Source organism: Chitinophaga pendula, from assembly GCF_020386615.1.
Taxonomy (GTDB): domain Bacteria; phylum Bacteroidota; class Bacteroidia; order Chitinophagales; family Chitinophagaceae; genus Chitinophaga; species Chitinophaga pendula.
The window spans coordinates 3,938,815-3,961,915 of sequence record NZ_CP077769.1; the positions used below are offsets into that span (position 1 = coordinate 3,938,815).

Annotated in this window: 1 protein-coding gene; it reads right to left on the reverse strand. The window is 48.8% G+C overall.

What is annotated here, in order from left to right; genetic code table 11:
- Window positions 1–17: 17 nt before the first annotated feature.
- Window positions 18–23,060 (reverse strand): non-ribosomal peptide synthetase, encoded by a 23,043-nt coding sequence (locus KTO58_RS13875; RefSeq protein WP_095838797.1) that lies wholly within the window; start codon window positions 23,058–23,060, stop codon window positions 18–20.
- Window positions 23,061–23,101: the final 41 nt, after the last annotated feature.

Sequence of the window (23,101 nt, forward strand, 5' to 3'; positions counted from 1 at the left end):
ATAGGCAATTTGGGTGGTTAAAAAATCATCACATCATCATCTGGTGTATTGTCTGATCCCGGATTATCCTTCTTAAGGAATGAGTCCAGTTCTTCATAGGTGATATCTTCAGAAAGACCATAGTCCGAAGGAGTGAGTACTCTGACACCCAACCCGTGTTGCTCCTGGCAGTGAGCGATTATTGATTGTAGCCAGGCCTGACAGGTAGCAGATAACTGTGTTATCGTGGCCAAACTATAATGCAGCGTACTATAGGTCCATTTCATGCGAAGCTGATTATCCACCCATGTTCCAACAACATGTATCTTTTCGCGGACCTGATATCCCGCTGGTAAATGTTCTTCGAATAATATCACAGCCGAATGCAGACTTTGAGAAAGATGCAACGGCTCCTCATAGGAAAAGACAATATCCCACTGCCGCTGATCAACATCTTTGAGTGCTGTATTATCTTTTAAATATTCATATCCCACACCTCCATCTGGCGTCTGGCGTAGTGACTCTTTTACATGTCGGATCCAGGCTGACATTCCCCACTCTTTAGCATATGTTAGTTGCACCGGATAGCTCGACCTAAAATGACCTACTTGTCGTACTTCGTCCTCTTTATCTTCTGTCTTACACCTGCTATCGCCCACCATTCCGATTACAACTTCCGGATGTTGCGACCATTCACATAATGTTCTCGTTAAAGCTGCTATCAACAGATCCGCAATAGTCGTATTGTAGACATTATTAATATCCTGCAATAGCTGGCTGACTTGACCCAACTCAAGATCGCTGACATGTGACGAATACTGCCCATGCCCTGCTAACGTAACTTTCGTATTATTATCCACTGGCAGTGACCGTACGCCAGCTAACTGTTTCTTCCAATAAGGCAATTGCTGTTGTAATACACTACCTGAACTGTATCGCTGCAATGCTTTCAGCGCGCCGAAGTAAGAGCGTTGTCGATGAGATGTTATATTAGCAGCACCGGCAGCTCTGGTCGTTAATCCTGCTTCCAGCACTTCGGTAATAAATTGCCAGGACGCATGATCCACCACCAATGGATGGGCGAACAGCACAAGCTGGTCATTTGTATCTTGTACAGGTTGTTTGATAAGCAATAAGCGAAAAACGCTACCTACCAAGACATCCAGCTGACGGCGTTGTTCATCACAGGCTGCTGTTATAGCTACCTGCCATTCATCCATTTTTACGTCAGCAAGATCCAACGTGGTAATTACAGGATGATGCCCGCTATCATATTGTACCCAGGAACCATCTTCCCGCTGTTTGAATGCCAATTGAAGACTAACATATTCTTTAGCCAATTGCTGCACTACATCCTGTAATTGGCCTTCAGTCACCACTTTATTTAACGATAAGTGCAACGTGTGGCTGGCGGCAGATACACCAGCGCCAGCTGATGCGAAGTACTGCTTTTGTCCCGGTAACAACACATACTCCATTCCAGGCACATCGGGTTCATCCTGCATTAACGCATCGGTACGCTCCCTTAATGCTGCAGAAATGCGCGTAATACTCTGATATATAAATATATCCCCTACCTCCAGCTCATGTCCTAGCAGACGGGCTCTGCTCACCACCTGTATCGTTATGATTGAGTTTCCTCCCAATTCGAAGAAGTTGTCATGAATACCAATACGAGGTACATTTAGTAGCTCCTGCCAGATACTTACCAATTGTTCCTCCATCTCATCACGGGGAGCTTCGTACGGTGCATGTTGTATATAGGGCGATATGTCTGTTTGCAGTAATAGCTGACGATCTGTTTTACCATTGACAGTTAATGGTATATTATCCACCGCAATGAAAACTGAAGGGATCATATACCCAGGCAGATATGCTGATGCATGATCTATTAACTGCTCTTTGTCCTGGCCGATTGCTGATACATAGAAGCATACCAGGCGCTTATTTCCTTGCGGATCGTCCTTGACGACTACGGCTGCAGCACTAATTGCCGGCAGCCTGTTCATCACGGTTTCAATTTCGCCGGGCTCGATCCGGTATCCTCTCACCTTGATCTGGTCATCCACTCTGCCATGATAGGTAATATTTCCATCTGGCAACCAGCTGCCGAGATCGCCCGTTTTATATAGTCGCTCTTCAGGATTAAAAGGATGAGGAATGAATTGTTGGCTCGTTAATGCGGCATTGTTGAAGTAACCATTTGCCAATTGTACCCCACTGATACATATTTCCCCGGTGACACCTACGGGTAATACATGTAATGCCTTATCAAGTATGTAAACATGGGTATTAGGCACCGGTTTACCAATTGGTATCATGTCTGCTAACGCCTTCACCTGGTAATAGGTAGCACAGACAGTTGCCTCCGTAGGGCCGTAGGTATTGTATACCGCCACCCTATCATATAATTGATCAATATCAGATCCCTTCAGAACATCTCCCCCACTGATGATAGCTCTTAGCGAGCGGGCCAGATTTCCGGTATCATTATAATACCTTACAAAAGACGGATTCGTGCTCAATACCGTAACAGACTCGTTATGTAATAGCGTGGCTATACGGGGGAAGTCCTTATTATCTTTTACAACGATCAACTTACCTGCTACAGTGAGAATAGGAAATATTTCCTCTACAGCAGTGTCAAAAGCTATGGATGCCTGTTGTATCATCACATCTTGGTCAGTCAGTGTAAAATGTTCCCGGAATGTACTGACGTAATTACGGAAGGCGGCATGACTGATCATCACACCTTTAGGTAGGCCCGTAGATCCCGATGTGTAGATGACATATGCCAGATCCTCCGGCTTGGATATAGGGTCAGGATCATAGGTGGGCTCTTCCATGACCTTTGACCAGGCTCTACTCAATGCTATTATACAGCCTTGTACAGCAGCATCCGTTAATGCTATACTGTCTGAGGTAAGGATTACCTTGGCACCCGTATCATTCAATATGTACGCAATACGCTCCCCTGGTGTAGCTGTATCTATTGGAACATAAACACCTCCTGCTTTCATAATACCCAATATGGCTACTATCATATCCGAAGAACGCGGCATACATACAGGCACCCATGTCTCCCTGTCAACCCCGTTCTTTCGAAGGAAATGTGCAAGCTGATTGGCTCGTTCATTCAATTGCTGGTAAGTAAGTATTGTATCTTCAAATACCAGGGCAATATGTTCTGGGTTAAGTGCAGCCTGCATTTCAAATAGCGAAACGAAATTGCTATCTACTGGTTTTGTCACTGCTGGTACGCTATACCGCTGTAATACATCCGTCATCTCGGTTTCACCGATCAGCGGTATACTGTCTATTAGCTGTCCGCTATTTTGCACTATGGCTGTAAGCAGATGTTCATAATGATGTAATAAACCTTCTATACGATATGGCAGGAATAGCTCACTACAGTAGTTAGCCCACAGTTCCAAACCCTCTTTCGTTTCTCTCACACTGAGCTCAATATCAAACATAGCTGTAATCACGCCATTGTCCTCCGGAGCTAATGTTACATGACCCAGATTCAAAACCGTTGCCTCAGGGGCATTCTGCATAGCAAACAGTACCTGGAATATGGCATTGCGGCTCATATCCCGGTCAAGATCCATTCCCTCAACTATCTTCTCAAAAGGAACCTCCTGGTGTTCAAAAGCATCCAGTGCCGTGCGTTTCACCCGTTGCAAAAGGTCAGCAAATGGCATATCACCCACAACCTGGCTGCGCAGTGGCAATGTATTCACGAAGAAACCGATCAATCCCTCCAATTCTTCCTGTTGCCGCCCTGCAATTGGTGTGCCTATACAGATATCATGCTGCCCTGTATAGCGATACAACAACACCTTAAATGCTGAAAGCATGGTCATGAACAGCGTCGTTCCCTGTTGATGGCTGAATTGTAACAACTGCTCACCCAGAGAACTGTTCAGCGTCCTTACCACAACGTTCCCCTTTATACTCTGTCTGGGCTGTCTGGGAAAATCCGCAGGCATATCCAGAGGAGATACTCCCTTTAACTGCGTTGTCCAGTAAGCCAGTTTTTTCTCCAGTACTTTTCCTTCCAGATAACCACGCTGCCAGATAGCATAGTCCGCATATTGCAATGATAACAGTGGCAAACGTGCAGGACGCCGGGATTCAAATGCGCTATATAGCTCCTGTAATTCCTTTACTAACAAAGAGATCGACCAACCGTCGAAAGCAATATGATGCAACATTACAAGCAGTACGTGTTCCGTATCAGACACACTGATCATGTGCACCCGCAACATCATATCACTACTGAGGTCGTACGGCTGTTGTACCGCGGTAGTAAGATAAGTACGTATATCGCTGCCTTGTGCCAGCAAATCCGCCAATGTCAGGTATTGTAACTGCCAATCTTCAGCAGATCTGACAGTCTGATACCCTACCCCTTCACGTTCCAATACTTGCGTACGCAAAACTTCATGCCGCCTTACGATCTCGCGGAAGGAAGCTTCTACAAACCGTACATCCGGCTTGCCCTGCATACGGAATACCCAAGGCATATGATATTGCAGACTTCCCTGCAGTTTATCGATAAACCATAGTCTCTCCTGTGCAAATGACAACGGAATATGAGCCGTTCTTACCTGTACAGTTACCGGTGGCAATAGCTCTTTTTCCTCCTGGCTTTCCAGCTGCGCTGCCAATGCTTCCACCGTAGGATACAGGAAAAAGTCGTTGATACTTAACTCTACCTGCAACTGTTTACGGATAACAGACACTACTCGGGTCACCAGGAGCGAATGTCCTCCCAGCTGGAAGAAATCATCCTGGATACCGACCCTGTCTACCTCCAGTAACTCCTTCCAGATATTCACCAGGTGTTCCTCCAATGGAGTGCGCGGCGTAGCAAATGTGGTATTGATCTGCTCACTGGCATCGAATTCAGGCAATGCCTTTTTATTCACCTTTCCTGTTGCTGTAAGCGGCATAGACTCAATCTCCATAAAGAAGCCAGGCACCATATAATCCGGTAGTATGCCTGCCAGGTATTCCTGCGCTTTTTCGCGGCTGTAACCTGCAGCAGGTACTACATAGGCAATCAGACGTTTATTGCCCGTCTTATCCTCGTTTCCTATTACTACACAACGGGTAACAAAAGATGCCTGTTGCAATATATTCTCCACCTCTCCCGGCTCTACCCGGAAACCGCGTATCTTTATCTGGTCATCTACCCGTCCTATGTATTCGATATTACCATCCGGCAGCCATCTGGCCGTATCACCGGTTCTATACAACCGGTCGCCTTCTTTCCCGCTATAGGTATCGGGGATAAATTTGTCTGCTGTCAGCGCTGGCTGATTCAAATACCCCCTTGCTACCTGCACACCACCAATATGCAGTTCTCCTTTCACACCTACCGGCACCAGCATGCCACCAGCGTCCATTACATAAAGTCGGGTATTAGCTACCGGCTTACCTATAGGCAACGAAGTCATTCCCTGAATAGACAGGTCTGGCGCACAGGGATACTCCGTAGCAGTGATAGCCGTCTCCGTCGGACCGTACTTATTATAGAATCTGCAAATAGGCCTCCACCTTTCGAACAGGGCAATACTACATATCTCTCCACCAGCTACCACACGACGCAATCCACCATAGATATCCGCACGGAGGTTATTCAAAAAGCCAGGGGTAGCTTGTAGATGAGTAATCCTTTTTTGCGTCAGGAATGTCTCAAATTGTTGCGCATCTCTCCTGACCTCATCAGGAATGAGCACACAGGCCGCCCCATTGATCAGCGGCAGGAAGATCTGTTCTACAGAAGGATCAAAACAGTAGTTATAGAACTGTAATACACGATCTTGGTGATCAATATTAAATACCCTTGTCTGATGTAACACAAAATTGACCAGGGAGTGATGCTCCATCAGTACCCCCTTTGGCCGGCCAGTTGAACCGGAAGTATAAATAATATACATCAACTGATCAGGCCGTAATTCGCTATCCAAATTATCTTTAGGCCCTTTGTCGATAGCAAACCATTCACGGTCCACTGCTATCACTCTGGTCAATATCTGCCTATCTCCCAATAGGTGACTGCAATCCGCACTACTTAGCCCTATAAATGCAGTAGTATCTTCCAAGATGTAAGCAATACGGTCTGCCGGATAAGTGGGATCTATAGGTACATATCCTCCTCCTGCCTTCAATACGCCTAATATACTGATGATCATTTCAGGCGAACGGTCAAAACAGATCGGTACGGGCACCTCTGCTTTTACACCACGTGCTTTTAAATAGTGCGCCAACTGATTGGCCCTTTCATTAAGCGTTAAATAGGTAAGCGAAATATCTTCAAATACCAATGCTACATTATCTGGCGTACGAGCAACCTGCTCTTCAAAAAGATGAATGAGTGTTTTGTCCGACGGATAAGGCACTGCCGTATCATTAAACTCGAACAACAATTGATTTACCTCTTGTGGAGACAGGATATTCAGTTTCCCAACCGGTACAGCCGCATCGGCTACTACTGCCTGCAACAGGTTGGTATAATGCTCAAACAGTCGTTCTATCGTTGCTTGTTTGAACATATCCGTACAGTAAGAAATGCTCACAGCTATTCCATCTTCCTGTTCAGACACATTCATGATCACATCAAAGCGCGTACTGATGGCTGCTATATCCTCTGCACTCAGCAGTACACCTCCCATATCCAGTTCTGCATGTTCAGGGGTATTTTGCATAGCAAACTGTACCTGGAAAATGGCGCTGCGGCTCATATCCCTTTCCAATCCCAATACCTCGACTATCTTCTCAAACGGCGCTTCCTGGTGAGCGTATGCCTCAAGCGTAGTAGTTTTAACCTGTTGTAACAACGCAGAGAATAGCATGTCTCCCACCACTTCACTACGAAGGGCTACCGTATTCACAAAGAAGCCGATCATATTCTCCAACTCCTGCTGCTGGCGGCCTGCCACCGGTGTACCCACACAAATATCTTCCTGACCGGAATACCGGAACAGCAATACCTTGTATACCGCCAACATGGTCATAAACAAAGTAGTTCCTGCACGATGGCTCAACGCCAACAACTGTTGATGCAGCTGTTTATCCAACCGACCCGATATACTGCTGCCTCTGACACTCTGGTACGGCAGCCGCGGAAAATCTTTCGGTAGATCAAGCGGTGCTACGTCCGCCAGCTTTTGCTTCCAATAAGACAATTTCTGATCCAAGACCTCTCCATCCAGGTAAGATCGTTGCCACATCGCAAAATCGGCATATTGTAAGGTCATCATTGGTAAACGGGCAGGACGCTGCGTAAGGAAGGACTGGTATAATTCCGTAAACTCTTTTACCAATACGGCCACTGACCACCCGTCAAATGCGATATGGTGCAACATCACCATCAGCACATGTTCACTGGCAGAAACCTTGATCAGATGTACCCGTAACATCATCTCTTTTGAGAGATCATAACGATGCTGCATCTCTGAGGCAATATATTCCTGCATATCGCTGCCGCTACCCATCAATTCCAGTACGCTTATCTGCTTCATCTTCCACCTGTCCACTGGTTTTACCTCCTGGTACCCTACACCGTTATTATCGGCGATCACCGTACGTAGTATCTCATGTCGGCGAACGATCTCCCGGAAAGAGGCCTCCAGCGCACGGGTATTCAACTTACCTTTTAAGCGGAACACCCATGGCATATTATATTGTACACTTCCCTGCAATTTGTCAATGAACCATAGACGTTCCTGCGCAAATGACAGTGGGATCATTCCTTCCCGAGCCTTCGGTTTAATCGTAGGCAACAAATCTTTCTGACGCTGCGCAGCAATATGTGCAGCGAGTGACGAAATTGTCGGATAAATAAACAGATCCTGCAGATCCACTTCTATCTGCAGCTGCTTCCTGATAGCAGACACCACTCTTACTACGAGCAGTGAGTGACCTCCCAATTCAAAGAAGTCATCGTGAACACCCACCCGTTCCAATTTGAGCAATTCCTGCCAGATAGCCGCCAGATCCTGCTCCAAAGGAGTACCTGGTGCTTGTTCTTTAGCCCCTCCGCTCCGGACCGCAAGTTTCCCCATTTCACTCAAAAACTGCCGGTCCACCTTACCATTATTAGTCAGTGGTAAATAAGGTATGGCAATAAGATCTGCCGGCATCATATACTCCGGTAAGCGCTGCAATAAAGCAGCTTTAATATCCTGTTGCAAAAGCGTCGTTATCTCGGCAAACAATGGTTGGTTTGCTACAGGCTTCGTACTGTCAATACTACCGTAAACCGGCAATATAAAGTTGGATACCGGTACCTGCGATAACACCAGGTTGAATTTCAGCGCGTCCTCATCTAGCAGGAATTTCGCCTGGTAGCCGGCAGCGGTGGCAGCAGCAAGTAATTCATTGACTTCCTTACTTTCTGCATCTTCCGTATCCAGATCACTTTGTAACGCGCCTACTGTCAATATATCCTGTTGCGCCAATGCACGTTCCAACTTTCTTTCCTTATATAAACGGGGATTAGGCACATCTTTTATCGCAAGTAGCTGCGGCATGCTCTCCAACAGGTTCTGTGCGGCATGCGAGCCAGCGATACCCATCCACTCCGTCCAAACGGGTTCCGCTAATGACACGGTCTCTCCCACATGCAATATCACCGTATACCGGTACAACGACAGCTCATTTTCATAAGTACCTTGCTTCCATTGGATATCTACATGTTTGATCTGCGGGAAACAGGTAGTCAACCCGTAGAAATAATCCGGCGTCAGACAAAGTTCTTCCTCTAGCAACATTTCCTGATCCAGCTGCCAGTTAAATTCCCGTAGAGATAGATGCTGCTGTACCTGGTTAAGATGAAGCCGCCCTTTGAACATCCGTAACAAACGAAGGTCCCTGACATCACCAATGATGATACGGCCATTATTGTCAAGCATGCTGATACTATTGCCGATCACATCCGTCAGATAAGACGCTCCCGGAAAATATTGTATTACGGAGTTGATCACAACCGTATCTACTTTCTCCCCGTCCGGCAATTTTACTTCATGTGCGGGACAAACCTGTAATTCAACAGGCGTATACGTTTTGAGCCCTTTGGCAACCCTGTTCCGGATCTGGTTAATAGAAGATTGTGAGAAATCTGTTCCAAAGTATTTGTCTATCTGCCCCGACAAAGCAAAGTAGATCAGGCCCATGCCACATCCTATCTCCAGCACACGTGAAGGCTGTTCTGATAGGATCACCCGGGTAATATCATCCAGCCACGATCTCATCTGAACAGCAGGGATCTCCTTACCCGTGAAGCTGTCATTCCACCCTACCAGGTTGAACTCTGCTTCCACATTTTCCGCCGTTTCTGTCTGGCTATATTGGTTTTGATATAATTCCTTCCAACTCTCTACCTGCTGTACATATAAAGCACGCTCCTTTGCTGCTATCACATCCCTCGCAGGTACATAATAGCTTACAAGCTGATTGATATCCATTGCATCCTTCCTGGTCACTACACAATTGACAGCAACCGGCCCCAGCTCATTCAGCACATTTTCCACCTCACCGGGTTCTATACGATACCCCCTTATCTTGACCTGGTCATCAATACGACCGAGATAAAGTATATTCCCATCCGGCAACCATTTTGCGAGATCGCCTGTGCTGTACATCATTGCACCGGGTATATCACTGAACGGGTCCATTATGAACCGCTCTGCCGTCAGTTGTGCCTGATGCAGATATCCATTAGCGACACCGGCGCCACCTATATACAATTCACCGGGCACTCCTACAGGCAATACACCTTGCGCGGCATCTAAAATATATAACACTACATTATCCAATGGCTTACCTATCGGTACACCTTGCTGTAAGTCTACCGTATCGTCATTAGTAGCGAGTACATAAGTACTACAGCCTACCGTTGCTTCCGTAGGGCCATATTCATTCACGATCTCCCGCACCATGTTCCTGCCGGTAAGAAAACGGATATGTGCCTGTTGCAGCGCCTCTCCTCCGATCACTAACCTGGTTGCCAATAACTGCTCAGGGTATGCCTGTACCTCTTCTTCCAGCAATTGCAGGTGTGCAGGCGTCAGCTTGATAAAGTCATAAGGAGCATACTTCCTGAATGCTGGTGATCTGAATACGTCCACACCGGATGAACTGGCCAGCACCAGCGACTTCCCTGCCAGCATAGGCACAAACAACGCGGTAATAGCCGCATCAAAAGTGAAAGACAGGTGCAGATAACTACCGGCCTCCTTATTATTGCTATCCAGGTAATGATGCTGGCAATACTGCAGGTAATTAAACAGGTTACCATGTGTTACCATCACGCCTTTAGGTACTCCCGTAGATCCAGAAGTATAGATAATATATGCCAGCTGCTGTGCAGATGGTTGTACTACAGACAACCCTTTTACCTCATCGCTTGTCGTAAAGCTTATTTTATCCAATTGGATAATGACAGACAGCTTTGCGACCGATTCCAATATAGGCGCACAGGTACTGCTCGCCAATGCAATGTGAGCTTCAGTATCCTGTAACAGATAAGCGATACGCGCTGCTGGCCACGCCGGATCAACGGGTACAAATGCGGCTCCCGCTTTCAGGATGCCTAGTATACCAACAATCATTTCCGGCGACCGGTCTATGCAAATAGGTATCTGCTCCCCCGCTTTAATACCGAGCACCCGCAACTGATTCGCCAATTGGTTAGCCCTTTCATGTAATTCCCGGAAAGAAAGACGACTATCGTCCTGTATAACCGCCGTTTCATCTGGCGTAAGCAATGCTTGCTCTTCGAAAGAATCAATCACCGTTCTATCCTTCCTGGGCACTATAACCGTATGATTAAATGCCGATAATACCTGATGCTTCTCTGACGGCGCCAACATATCCAGCCGATCCACAGCCGTCTGTATATCCGCTACAATAGCACGTAACAACTGCTCATAATGATGAAAAAGACGTTCTATCGTTTCCTGCTTAAACAGATCCGCACAATATTCTACACGGAACTCAATACCTTCTTCCTTCTCCCGGAGGTCAAAGGTGAGGTCAAACTTAGACGTCACATTCTTATAAAGCTCACCCGACAACGCGAGATCACCTAACGCCAGGGCAGGAATATCCGGGGTGTTCTGTAAAACGAACATCACCTGTATCAACGGATTAGCCGCCGTATCCCTTTTTCCCGCTACCGCCTCTATCACTTTCTCAAAAGGCACATCCTGATAGGTATACCCTTCCAGCGTGGTACTCTTCACCTGCTGCAACAGCTCTCCAAATGCTACGCTGCCGTCTATCTGACTACGCAACGCTAATGCATTCACAAAGAAGCCGATAAGTGATTCTGTCTCCTTACGCGTACGATTGGCAATAGCAATACCCACGCACACATCTTCCTGCCGCGTATATCTATATAACAATACCTTGAATACGGACAACATGGTCATAAACAGGGTAACACCTTCCCTGCGTGACAGCTGCTGAAGATCATTACTTAATGCCTGATCCAGGTAAAAGTAAATAGTGCCACCCCTCGTACTGGGAATAGCTGTACGTGGATAATCTGTCGGCAGATAAAGTGGCGTAATATCCCGCAGTCGATGTTGCCAGTACTGCAACTGCTCGTCTAATATATCCTTGAGATACCGGTGTTGCCATATAGCATAATCAGTATACTGCACCGGTAATTCTGGCAATACTGCCGGCTGACCGGTTTGATAAGCATTATACAAGGTCACCAGTTCGTTGACCATAAGAGACACGGACCAACCATCAAAAGCAATATGATGGAAAACCACGATCAGTGCATAAGATGCCTCCTCCAGTTTTATCAGCTGCGCCCGCAGCATATAATCCGCTGATAGATCAAATGGCCGGATCATCCACTCATGGACATACCGGTCAAACTTATCGGGATCAGTCAGGCCCACATCTTCCTTGTATTCCAGCTGCCAGTTATCTGCCGGAATGATCTCCTGGTAAGGCGTGCCATTTTCCTGTTTCAGCACAGCACGTAGTACCTCATGGCGGGTGATGGCTCCCCGGAATGCTGCCGATAAAGCGGCCATATCAGGTGTTCCCTGCAAACGGAATACCCAGGGCATATGATATTGTACACTACCCTGCAAACGGTCGATGAACCATAAGCGCTCCTGCGCAAAAGACAGTGGCAGCCGCTCCTCTCCTGATTGCGGAGTGATGGCCGGCAATGACAGGGAATGCTGCCGGTTCAGCAAATGGGCGGATAAACTGGCAATAGTAGGCGAAGTAAATACATCCCTCACCCCTATCTCGATCTGTAATTCTTTCCGTATAGCCGATACCAGCCGGGTCACCAGCAGAGAGTGACCTCCGAGCTCAAAGAAATCGTCATGTACTCCTATCCGCTCCACACCCAGCAATGATCGCCATATAACAGCTACCTGCTGCTCCAATGGCGTTTCAGGTGCCCGGTAATTAGAGATGGTCTTGACATGTAAGGTAGCCCGCTCACTTAGGAAGCGATAGTCGGCCTTACCATTATCTGTTAGGGGCAAATATTGCAGTGCGATAAAGTCGGCCGGTACCATATAATCCGGCAGACGTTGCAATAACAGATTACGCACATCCTTCTGCAGCAACGCTGCTATCTCGGCAAACAGCGGGATATTGGTAGTAGGGATATGACTGCTATTGTTACCGTATACAGGCGATACAAAATTATCTATATCAGATAGTGAGAATAGCAAATTGACCTTCAGCGCGTCTTCGTCCAGCAACAAACGGTATTGATATCCCTTCGCTGCCGCTACTGCCATGATCTCACCGACAGCGCCTATTTCCGGATCATTCTGCGATATATATGCCTGCAAAGCATTGACGGTCGCAATGGTTTTCTGCTTAAGCCCCGCCTCCAGCAAACGCTCCTTCGCCAGCCGGAAATTAGGTACATCCTGTATAGCTATCAGCGACTCGCCAGCTTCCAGAGCAGTTATTATATCTGCAGGTCGGCCACCTGGCTGATTCCAGCTCGCCCATTCCGGCTGTAGCATATCAGGAGCCTCCCCGATGTGCAGGATAACCGTATACCGGTACAACGATAACTCATTGATGGCCGTTCCCTGCTTCCAGCGAATATCCACATGAGAGATCTCCGGATAGCGTGCTGATAAATGATAGAAATACTCAGGGGTAAAACAGAGCTCTTCCTCTGTCATAGCTCCCTGCTCCATCTCCCATTTAAAATCTTTCAGGCTGGCATCTGGCGACATCTTATTCAACTGCAGCCTGCCTTTAAACCACCTCAACGAACGATGATCCCTGACGTCACCGATAATGATACGTCCCTTACCCGGGAGCATACTGATACTTTTCCCTATCACATCCGTTAGGTACTGTTCAGCCGGGAAATACTGACTGATAGAGTTCAGCAGGATCGTATCCACCACTGTACCAACCGGTACCGACACCTCATGCGCCGCACAGATCTGTAAGGTAGTAGGACAATAGTCTCTCCTCCCCTTTGCAATCCGGTTACGTATCTGGTGAATGGAAGACGACGAGAAATCCGTCCCCGTATATTCGCGGATCTTGTCGCACAATGCATAGTAGATCAAACCTGTTCCACAACCAATCTCCAATACATGCCCAGGCTGCTGCGCCAGGATCACCTCCACAATATCATCCAGCCATTCCCGCATCTGTGTCACAGGAATCGGTTGACCCGTAAAACTATCATTCCAGCCGATGATATTGAATTCTTCATCTTCGGCTGTCACCTGCTCCGTTTTACCGTATTCAGATTCATACAGATCTTTCCAGCTGGCAACCCTTTGCAAACACAATGCCTGCTCCGTTGACCGGACAGTACCGGTATCAGGCACATAGTAGCAGACCAGGCTATTCACACCCATCATATCTCGGCGCGTCACTACACAGTTTGCAGCCACTACAGGCAATGCGTTCATGATATTCTCCACCTCCCCTGGCTCTACCCGGAAACCACGGATCTTAACCTGTTGGTCTGCTCTGCCCAGGTATTCAAAATTGCCATCCGGCAGCCTTCTGCCGAGGTCACCGGTCTTATACAACCTGGCATCAACATCCTCGCTGAAGGGATCCGGCCTGAACCGCTCCGCTGTCAATACCGGCTGATTCAAATAGCCACTCGCCACACCAGCGCCTCCAACATATATTTCTCCGGTCACTCCTATCGGCACCAGCTGACGGTCCATATCCAGCACATAAGCCGTCCTGTTCTCCAATGGCTGACCGATGGGGATCATTTTCAGGTGATAATTGCTGTCCAGCCGCCAGGTCAATGAAAAAGTGGTGTTCTCTGTTGGTCCGTAACCGTTGATGATCGTTAACGCAGGATACTTCCTCATCACCCGGCCTATGTGCTCCTCAGAAAGTTTCTCTCCCCCTGTAAGCACAGTTTCGATGGTAGCAAAGATGGTAATATCCGTATCTGCCACCTGGTTGAACCAGCTGGTCGTCAACCACAGTTTATTCACCTTGTGGTCGATAATCAGTGCCTTCAATTGTTCGTTCACCAGCAGCTTCTCCCGCGGCGCCAATACCAGGTGCGCACCATTCAATAAGGTGCCCCAGCATTCAAAAGCAGCTACGTCAAAAGAGGGCGAACTGGTAGACAACATGATATCCGTCGGCACAAAAGTATTATAGGACACTCCCTTTACAAGGCTCACCAGGTTACGATGTGTCATCAGTACCCCTTTAGGCCTGCCGGTAGAGCCAGATGTATACATCACATAGGCTACATGTTTGGGCACATTGATGATCGCCGGGTTAGTAGCCGGATAAGACGAAAGATCCAGTGTATCCACCACGATCACTTCCACGTCTCCCGCCGCCGCACCGACAAGGTCTTTATGTGCCCGGCTACTCAATGCCAGCGGCGCCTGTGTATCCTGCAGCATATGCCGGATACGGTCTTCCGGGTAATCCGGATCGACCGGCACATATACGCCACCAGCCTTCAGGATACCTACAATACCTATCAGCATATCCAGCGAACGATCAATACACAAGGGCACCATCACCTCCACACCGATTCCCTTGGATTGCAGGAAGTGCCCAAAACGATTGGCCCGTTCATTCAGCTCCCGGTAAGTCAGCTGCTTACCTTCAAACGACAGCGCAATACGATCCGGTGTAGCTGCTACCTGTGTTTCAAATAGTTCGATAATGCATTTATCAGCAGGGTAGTCAGATACCGGACCTGCATAATCTCGCAACAAAGCAGCGTGCTCCGTAGCAGACAGGAGTGGTAATGCCCCCACCGGACGATCCTCGTCCTGTAATACCGCTTTCAGCAAGGCCTCATAATGCGCAATAAAACGATGGATAGTAACCGCTTCAAAAAGATCTGTCGCATACCGGAATCGCAACGCCAGCCCTTCTGCCGTTTCTTTTAGCTCAAATACAAAATCGAAAACAGCCGTATTATCATCGTAATAGTCGCTGGATAATGTCATTCCTTCCAGCTCCAATGCCGGCAGCTCCGGCGTATTCTGAAAGGCAAACATCACATTGAACAAAGGATTCGTATGCATGTCACGTTTGCCGGCTATAGTCTCCACCACTTTCTCGAAGGGCGCATCCTGGTGTTCATAAGCATCCAGTGTAATATGTTGCACCTTATGCAGTATATCCCGGAATGTCTCGCTACCCGATACTTCACTACGCAACGCCAGCGTATTTACAAAGAATCCGATAAGCCCGGCCAACTCTGCCTGACGCCGTCCCGCTATAGGTATCCCCACACAGATATCTTCCTGCCCGGTATAACGGTGCATTAATATTTTAAATGCCGACAACAGGGTCATGAACAACGTCACGCCCTCCCGTTGTGACAACTGCAATAAAGCATTGCTCAGCTCCTTATTAAACAGATAATTGATGATCGCACCCTTGCTGCTTTGGATCAAGGGCCGTGGATGATCCGTCATAAGCTTTAAAGGCACCGCACCTTGCAACTGCGTCTTCCAATATTGCAGCTGCCGGTCCATCATGGCGCCTTCCAGGTACTGACGCTGCCAGATCGCATAATCAGCATACTGCACCGCCAGTACCGGTACGTCAGCAGGCAATCCTCGCTGAGAGCTATTGTATAATGCGAGTAATTCCTGCACGATCAATGGCAAAGACCATCCATCAGCAGCAATATGATGTATCACTATCACCATGACATACGACGCATCCGGCAACTGCAATAACGTAATCCGCAACATGTAATCCGCAGATAGATCAAATGGCTGATGGATCAATGCGGTTATCTCCTCCTGCTGCCCCTCACTCTCCGTTATTACCATCTTCCAGGACGCCACATCGTTGACCTGCTGATAAGCAATACCGTTTTCCTCCCGGATGACCGTACGTAATACCTCATGCCTTTGAAGGATCGCCCGGAATGCCGATTCCAATGCAGTAACAGCTACTTGGCCCTTTAACCGGAATACCCATGGCATATGATATTGCAGACTGCCTTCCAGTTTGTCGATAAACCATAAACGCTCCTGCGCAAAAGACAAGGGCAGTCGGCCACTATCCTTACGTGGCGCGATAGCTGGCAAAAGACTGCTGTTACCCGCTGTCTGCAAATGCGTAGCAATAGCAGCTACCGTACCGTGCAGGAAAATATATTTAACCGTCAGCTCCCATTGCAACTCCTTCCGGATAGCAGCCACTACGCGGGTAACCAATAAGGAATGCCCGCCCAGTTCAAAGAAATTATCATATACACCAATAGTAGGTATCCCTAATATCCGCTGCCAGATATCCACCAGCTTCGCCTCCAGATCATTGCGGGGCGCAACGTAGGCCGCCTGCCGTATCGCCGTATTGGCGATCACAGGCAACTGCTTTTTATTTACTTTCCCATTGCTCGTAAGCGGGATACTGTTAAGGGAAATGATAAACCCAGGCACCATATAAGCAGGCAGCTTCTCTTTCAGATATGCTGATACCATATCAGCCGCGTAGACTGCAGCAGGTACTACATACCCCACCAACCGGCCGTTGCCGCTGGCATCCTTGTCTGCAATCACCACCGCTTGTTTTACACCGGGTGCTTTGGACAACACAGAAGTGACCTCTCCTAACTCTATCCGGTGCCCCCTGATCTTCACCTGGTCGTCTGCACGGCCCAGGTACTCCAGGTCCCCATTGGGTAACCGTCTCACCATATCCCCAGACCGGTACCAGCGTTCGCCGGCTCTATAGGGGTTAGGCATAAATCTCCGGCTGCTCAACCCTGGCTGGTTCAGATATCCCCGGGCCACACCAGCGCCACCTACATACAACTCACCTACTACCCCTGCCGGCACTAACATTCCATCACCGTCCAGCACATAACAACCAAGCGTCGGTATCGGCTTGCCAACATTACTGATCTGCTTATGCAAGTCTTGCAACTCCAGCTTTTTATAGGTCACATGCACTGTCGTCTCCGTAATACCGTACATGTTGATCAGGCTGCAGGCAGGATAATGTTGCGGCCAGCTTTTAAGCCGGGAGGGCGACAAAGCATCACCACCAAGTATCACATAGCGGAGCGCTAATGGCGGCAATGTCTGCAGCAACTGCTCTTGCAACATATAGAAGGCGGCTGGTGTCTGGTTCAGTACCGTCACCCCTTCCTGCTGGATCAGGTTACCAAATGCAACCACATCCCGTACCGTTTCCCGGCTGGCAATCACCAGCCTGCCACCAAAACATAAAGCGCCGAAGATCTCCCATACAGAAAAGTCAAAGCTGAAAGAATGTGCCAATGTCCACACATCCTGGTCATTGAAATCAAATAACGGCCGCTCCGGCTGTAACAGGCTGATAACATTTTCATGAGAGATCATCACCCCTTTCGGCTGACCAGTGGAACCGGATGTATAGATAACATATGCCAGGCTGGAAACCGGTACTGTAACAGGATGGTACACATCTGCAGCTGTCGCGCAACGCTCCGCTATATCCACTATCTCAACAGTAGCATCTACAGCATGCAGCATAGGTTTGCAGGCAGCTGTAGCGACTAATAGCTGCGCCCCCGTATCCTGCAATATGTATTGTATCCGATCCGCAGGGTATTCTGGGTCTATCGGCACATAAACGCCGCCAGCCTTCAGGATACCAAAGATACCCTTGATCATATCAAGGGAAGGATGCGCACAAACAGGCACCATCACGCCCTCTCGCACACCTTTCTCATCAAGGTAATGAGCCAGCCGTTCTGCCTGCTCATTAAGCTCGCGGTAAGTAAGTGAAACCCCTTCAAAAGTGAGCGCGATATGATCCGGCACCCGGTTTACCTGGGCTTCGAACAAAGAAAGTATCGTCTGATCCGCCGGATAAGCAACATATTCGTTAAAGTCATATAACAGGTGGCTTTGCTCCTCCGTTAACAACATAGGGAGTTGCGACAGGGGCAACTGACGGTCTGCAACAACACTTTCCAGCAGTCGCTCATAATGTTGCAACATGTTGGCCATTGTCCGCTCGTCAAACAGGTCCCGGCAGTAAGTAAGCGTCAGCTCCACGTCTTCCGGGTGCAACGTAGCACTCAACTCTAGGTCAAACCGGGTATGCAGCACCTTGTTGTCAAGGGGGGTAAGCAGTACATCTCCCCACTCTTGCGTAGCCTCCGGCATATCCTGTAATACAAACAGCACCTGGAAGATAGGGTTACGGCTCATATCTCGCTCTCCACCCAATGCTTCCACCACCTTCTCAAAAGGCACCTCCTGGTGCTCGTAGGCCGCCAGCGTGGTCGCCTTCACTTCCTGCAACAACTCTCGGAAATGCAGATGGCCATTCACCTTGCTGCGCAATGCCAGCGTATTCACAAAGAAACCGATCAGCGACTCCGTCTCCTGCTGATGACGCCCCGCTACCGGCGTACCTACACAAATATCTTCTTGCCCGGTATACCGGTATAATAACGTCTTAAATGCCGACAGCAAAGTCATAAACAGCGTTACGCCTTCCTCACGGGCCAACGTAACCAACGAAGCGCGCAACGCACCATTAAGACGGTAATGTATAGCAGCCCCCTGCGTACTCTGTATCGCAGGTCGGGCATGATCGAGGGAAAGCGAAAGCGGTGTTACTTCCTGTAAGGTCGTCTTCCAGTATGCCAACTGCCGCTCCAGTAAGGGGCCTTGCAGATATTCCCTTTGCCAGCAGGCATAGTCGGCATATTGTACCGGCAATGACGCTACCGCCGCTTGCTGTCCGTAAGCATGCTGCCCATATAAAGCCTCCAACTCCCTGGCCAGTACCGATACCGACCAACCGTCAAATGCAATATGATGTACCAGTATCAACAGTACATAGCTGCGCTCCGATTCCTGTACAAGGTGTACTTGCAACATACTATCACCAGACAGATCATAGGGCCGGTTGATGATCTCCGCAATATAGTCTGCGATAACACCGGCTTCCGCTGCCGTCGCAGATTGTAGTTGCCAGTTGTCACCAGACAATACCTGCTGGTAACCAATACCGTCCTTCTCTGTAATGACCGTCCGTAGTACCTCATGACGTTGGATAATATCCCGGAATGCCGCTTCCAGCGCCGGGATATCCAGCCTACCCTGTACCTGGAATATCCAGGGCATATGATACTGTAAGCTACCTTGTAATTTATCGATGAACCAGAGCCGCTCCTGAGCAAAAGATAAGGGCAAAGGAACATTACGGGGCCGCAGACTGATAGGTGGCAGCAACTCGTTGGCATTTGCATCCCGGCTCGCACTGATAGCTGCGATCGTCGGGCGCAAAAAGAGCTCCCTGACACCCAGCTCCCATTGTAGTCTCTTACGTATAGCAGCAATCACTCTCATCACCAGGAGAGAATGACCGCCCATATCAAAGAAGTTATCGTATATGCCGACCTTTTCTACGCCCAGGATAGGTCCCCAGATATCCGCCAGCTGTATTTCCACCTCATTACGGGGCGCAGCATAAGTAGTTTGTAAAGGGCCCGTTGGCGCTATCGCCAGCAATTGTTTCTTGTCTGCTTTTCCATTCGATGTCAGCGGTATCGCATCCACAGGTAGCAGGAACGCCGGTACCATATAGGCTGGTAAGTTACGCTGCAGGTACTGTACCACTGCCGCCTGGTCAAAGTCTCCCGATGGCACCACATACCCGGTCAATCGTTTGTTACCCAGGGTATCTTCACTGGTAACCACAGCAGCCTGCTTTACTCCAGGTGCCTGCTGTAACGCATTCTCCACTTCTCCCAGCTCTACCCGGTATCCCCTGATCTTTACCTGGTCATCCGTGCGGCCCAGGTAGCTGATATTACCGTCAGCCTGCCAGCAGGCCATATCACCAGTACGGTAAAGTCTGCCCGCACCGAATGGATTGGCAACAAATCGCTCCGCAGTGAGCGTCTCCCGGTTCAGGTATCCCCTCGCCAGCGAAACACCGCCTATGTATAACTCCCCGGCCACACCAATAGATACCAACTCTTTGTTAGCATCCAGAATATACAATTGCGTATTAGAAATAGGTTTACCGATAGATACTGCCACCTCACCGGCATCAACTGGCACCTGCCAGCAGCTGACGTCAATGGATGCCTCCGTAGGCCCATACAGGTTGTACAACGCAGCACCGGGCAGCTTCTCTCTAAATAAGGTAATATGCCCGGGCTTCAACGCCTCCCCGCTACATAACACCTCCCGGAGAGAAGAACAGTCACCTGCCTCCACACTATCCAGGAACACCTCCAGCATAGAGGGCACAAAGTGGATCATCGTTATACCATGCCGGTCAATCAACGTACGCAGGTAAGCAGTGTCCCGCTGTCCCTCCCGGCCCGCAAATACCAGCTTCGCACCGGCCAGTAACGGCCATATCAACTCCCATACCGATACATCAAAACAATACGTGGTCTTCTGCAATACCGCATCCCCTGCCGTCAACCGGAAGTAATCCTGCGCCCACAGCAGCCGGTTCACAATGCCGGCATGCTCCACCATTACCCCTTTCGGATGACCGGTAGAACCAGATGTATAAATAACATAAGCAAGATGATCGGGTAATATCGCTACCCCAGGATCTGTGACAGACTCCGCCGGCCATTCCTGGATAGCAGCCACGTCGGTCACCTCCAGCGATGGAGCGATCGCCGACAGCATATCACAATAGGCGGTACCACTTAGTACAATAGCAGCACCAGTGTCCTCCAATATAAAGCGGATACGCTCCGCCGGGTATGCAGGATCTATCGGCACATAAGCCCCGCCGGCCTTCAACACACCCAGTATAGCCACGATCATCTCCAGCGACCGGTCCACACACAACGGCACCAGCACATCTTCTCCTACACCTTTGCCTCTCAGATAATGCGCCAGCCGGTTGGCATGTTCATTTAACGCCTGGTAAGTATAAGTTTGGCCTTCAAAGACAGTAGCCACCTGTCCCGGCGTACGCAACACCTGCGCCTCAAATAAACCCACCAGGGTCTGTGTGGCAGGGTAAGCGACAGCCGTATCATTAAAGGTACCTAGCAATAAGGAATGCTCTTCCGGCAGTAATACCGGCAAAGCCCCCACCGGCGCCTGCCGGTTCTTCACAATAGCCTCCAGCAACTGACCGTAATGTTGCAACATACGCGTCATAGTCGCCTCGTCGAAAAGATCCCGGCAATAGGTTAGACTCAGTTGCACTCCTCCTTCCTGAAGTACCGTAGCACTAAGCTCTATATCGAATTTGGCATATACCTGCGTATGCGCCAGCGCCGTCAGCCGGATATCACCCAGCTCGTGCACCGCCGCTTCCGGCATATTCTGCAATACAAAAAGTACCTGGAAGATAGGATTGCGACTCATATCCCGCTCCACACGCAATAGCTCTACAACCTTCTCAAATGGAATATCCTGGTGCTCATAAGCTGCCAACGTAGTCGTTTTCACAGCTTGCAACAGCGTGCTGAAAGTATCGGTAGCAGCTACCTGACTACGCAATGCCAACGTATTGACAAAAAAACCGATCAGCGACTCCGTCTCCTGTTGCCGCCGGCCTGCCACCGGCGTACCAATACAGATATCCTGCTGATTGGTATAACGGAACAACAGCGCTTTAAACGCCGCCAGCAAAGTCATAAAGTAAGTAACACCTTCCTCCTGGGAAAGCGCCAGTAAACCCTCATGCAGCACCGCCGGCAACTGATACTGGACGATCGCGCCCTCGTTGCTTTGTATAGCCGGACGTGGATAAGTAGTAGGCAGTTCCAAAGGCGTTACCTCCTTCAACTGCCGCCTCCAATAGGCTTGCTCCTCATGCACAAGATTACCCGACAAATAATTGCGCTGCCACAAAGCATAATCAGCATATTGGATATCCAAGGGCAACAACTGGTCGGATGACTGTCCCGCATACCGCAGATACAGGGTCTTTAACTCCCGCACCAGCACAGATACAGACCAACCATCGAAAGCAATATGATGCACCAGCACCAATAATATATGCTCATCAGGCTGCACCCGGATCAGGCTTACCTTCAACATCTGGTCCACAGACAGGTCATACGGCTGCGATACAACAGCCGAAATATATGCGGGAATAGTCTGCCCACCGGCCGTCAATGCCTCTTCCGTCAGCAGATGCAACCGCCAGTCCGTTCCGGCCTTAATAGCCTGGTATCCCACCCCATCCTCTTCTCCGATCACCGTACGTAACACTTCATGCCGTTGTACGATCTCCTTAAAAGCAGCCTCCAGTATCGCAACATCCAATGCCCCCTGTAACCGGAATACCCAAGACAAATGATAAGGCACACTGCCCTGCATACGGTCTATAAACCATAAACGTTCCTGCGCAAACGACAAAGGCAGGTGGTCCGATCCATTTCTCTTAACAGGCTCGATCTGCTGATGACCGCGCTGCATAGTATCACGGTGTAATAACAAGAAGGACTTAATGGACTCTTTCCACTCATCAATCAATTGCCATAGGGCCGGCGCTACTTTATCATGCTTAGGTACCCTCAGTTTCAATTTATCTTCTTCCAGAAAGAAACTAATACCACTCTGTTTGGCTTCTTCCAGGATACGGTTAACAATACTAGCACTCATAGGAGTAATAAGTTTGGAGTTTGATGTTGGGTGTTTGGATT

Bases quoted from the DNA above. Each gene is read 5' to 3' on its own strand.
- KTO58_RS13875 (WP_095838797.1), bottom strand. From the start codon at position 23,060: ATGAGTGCTAGTATTGTTAACCGTATCCTGGAAGAAGCCAAACAGAGT.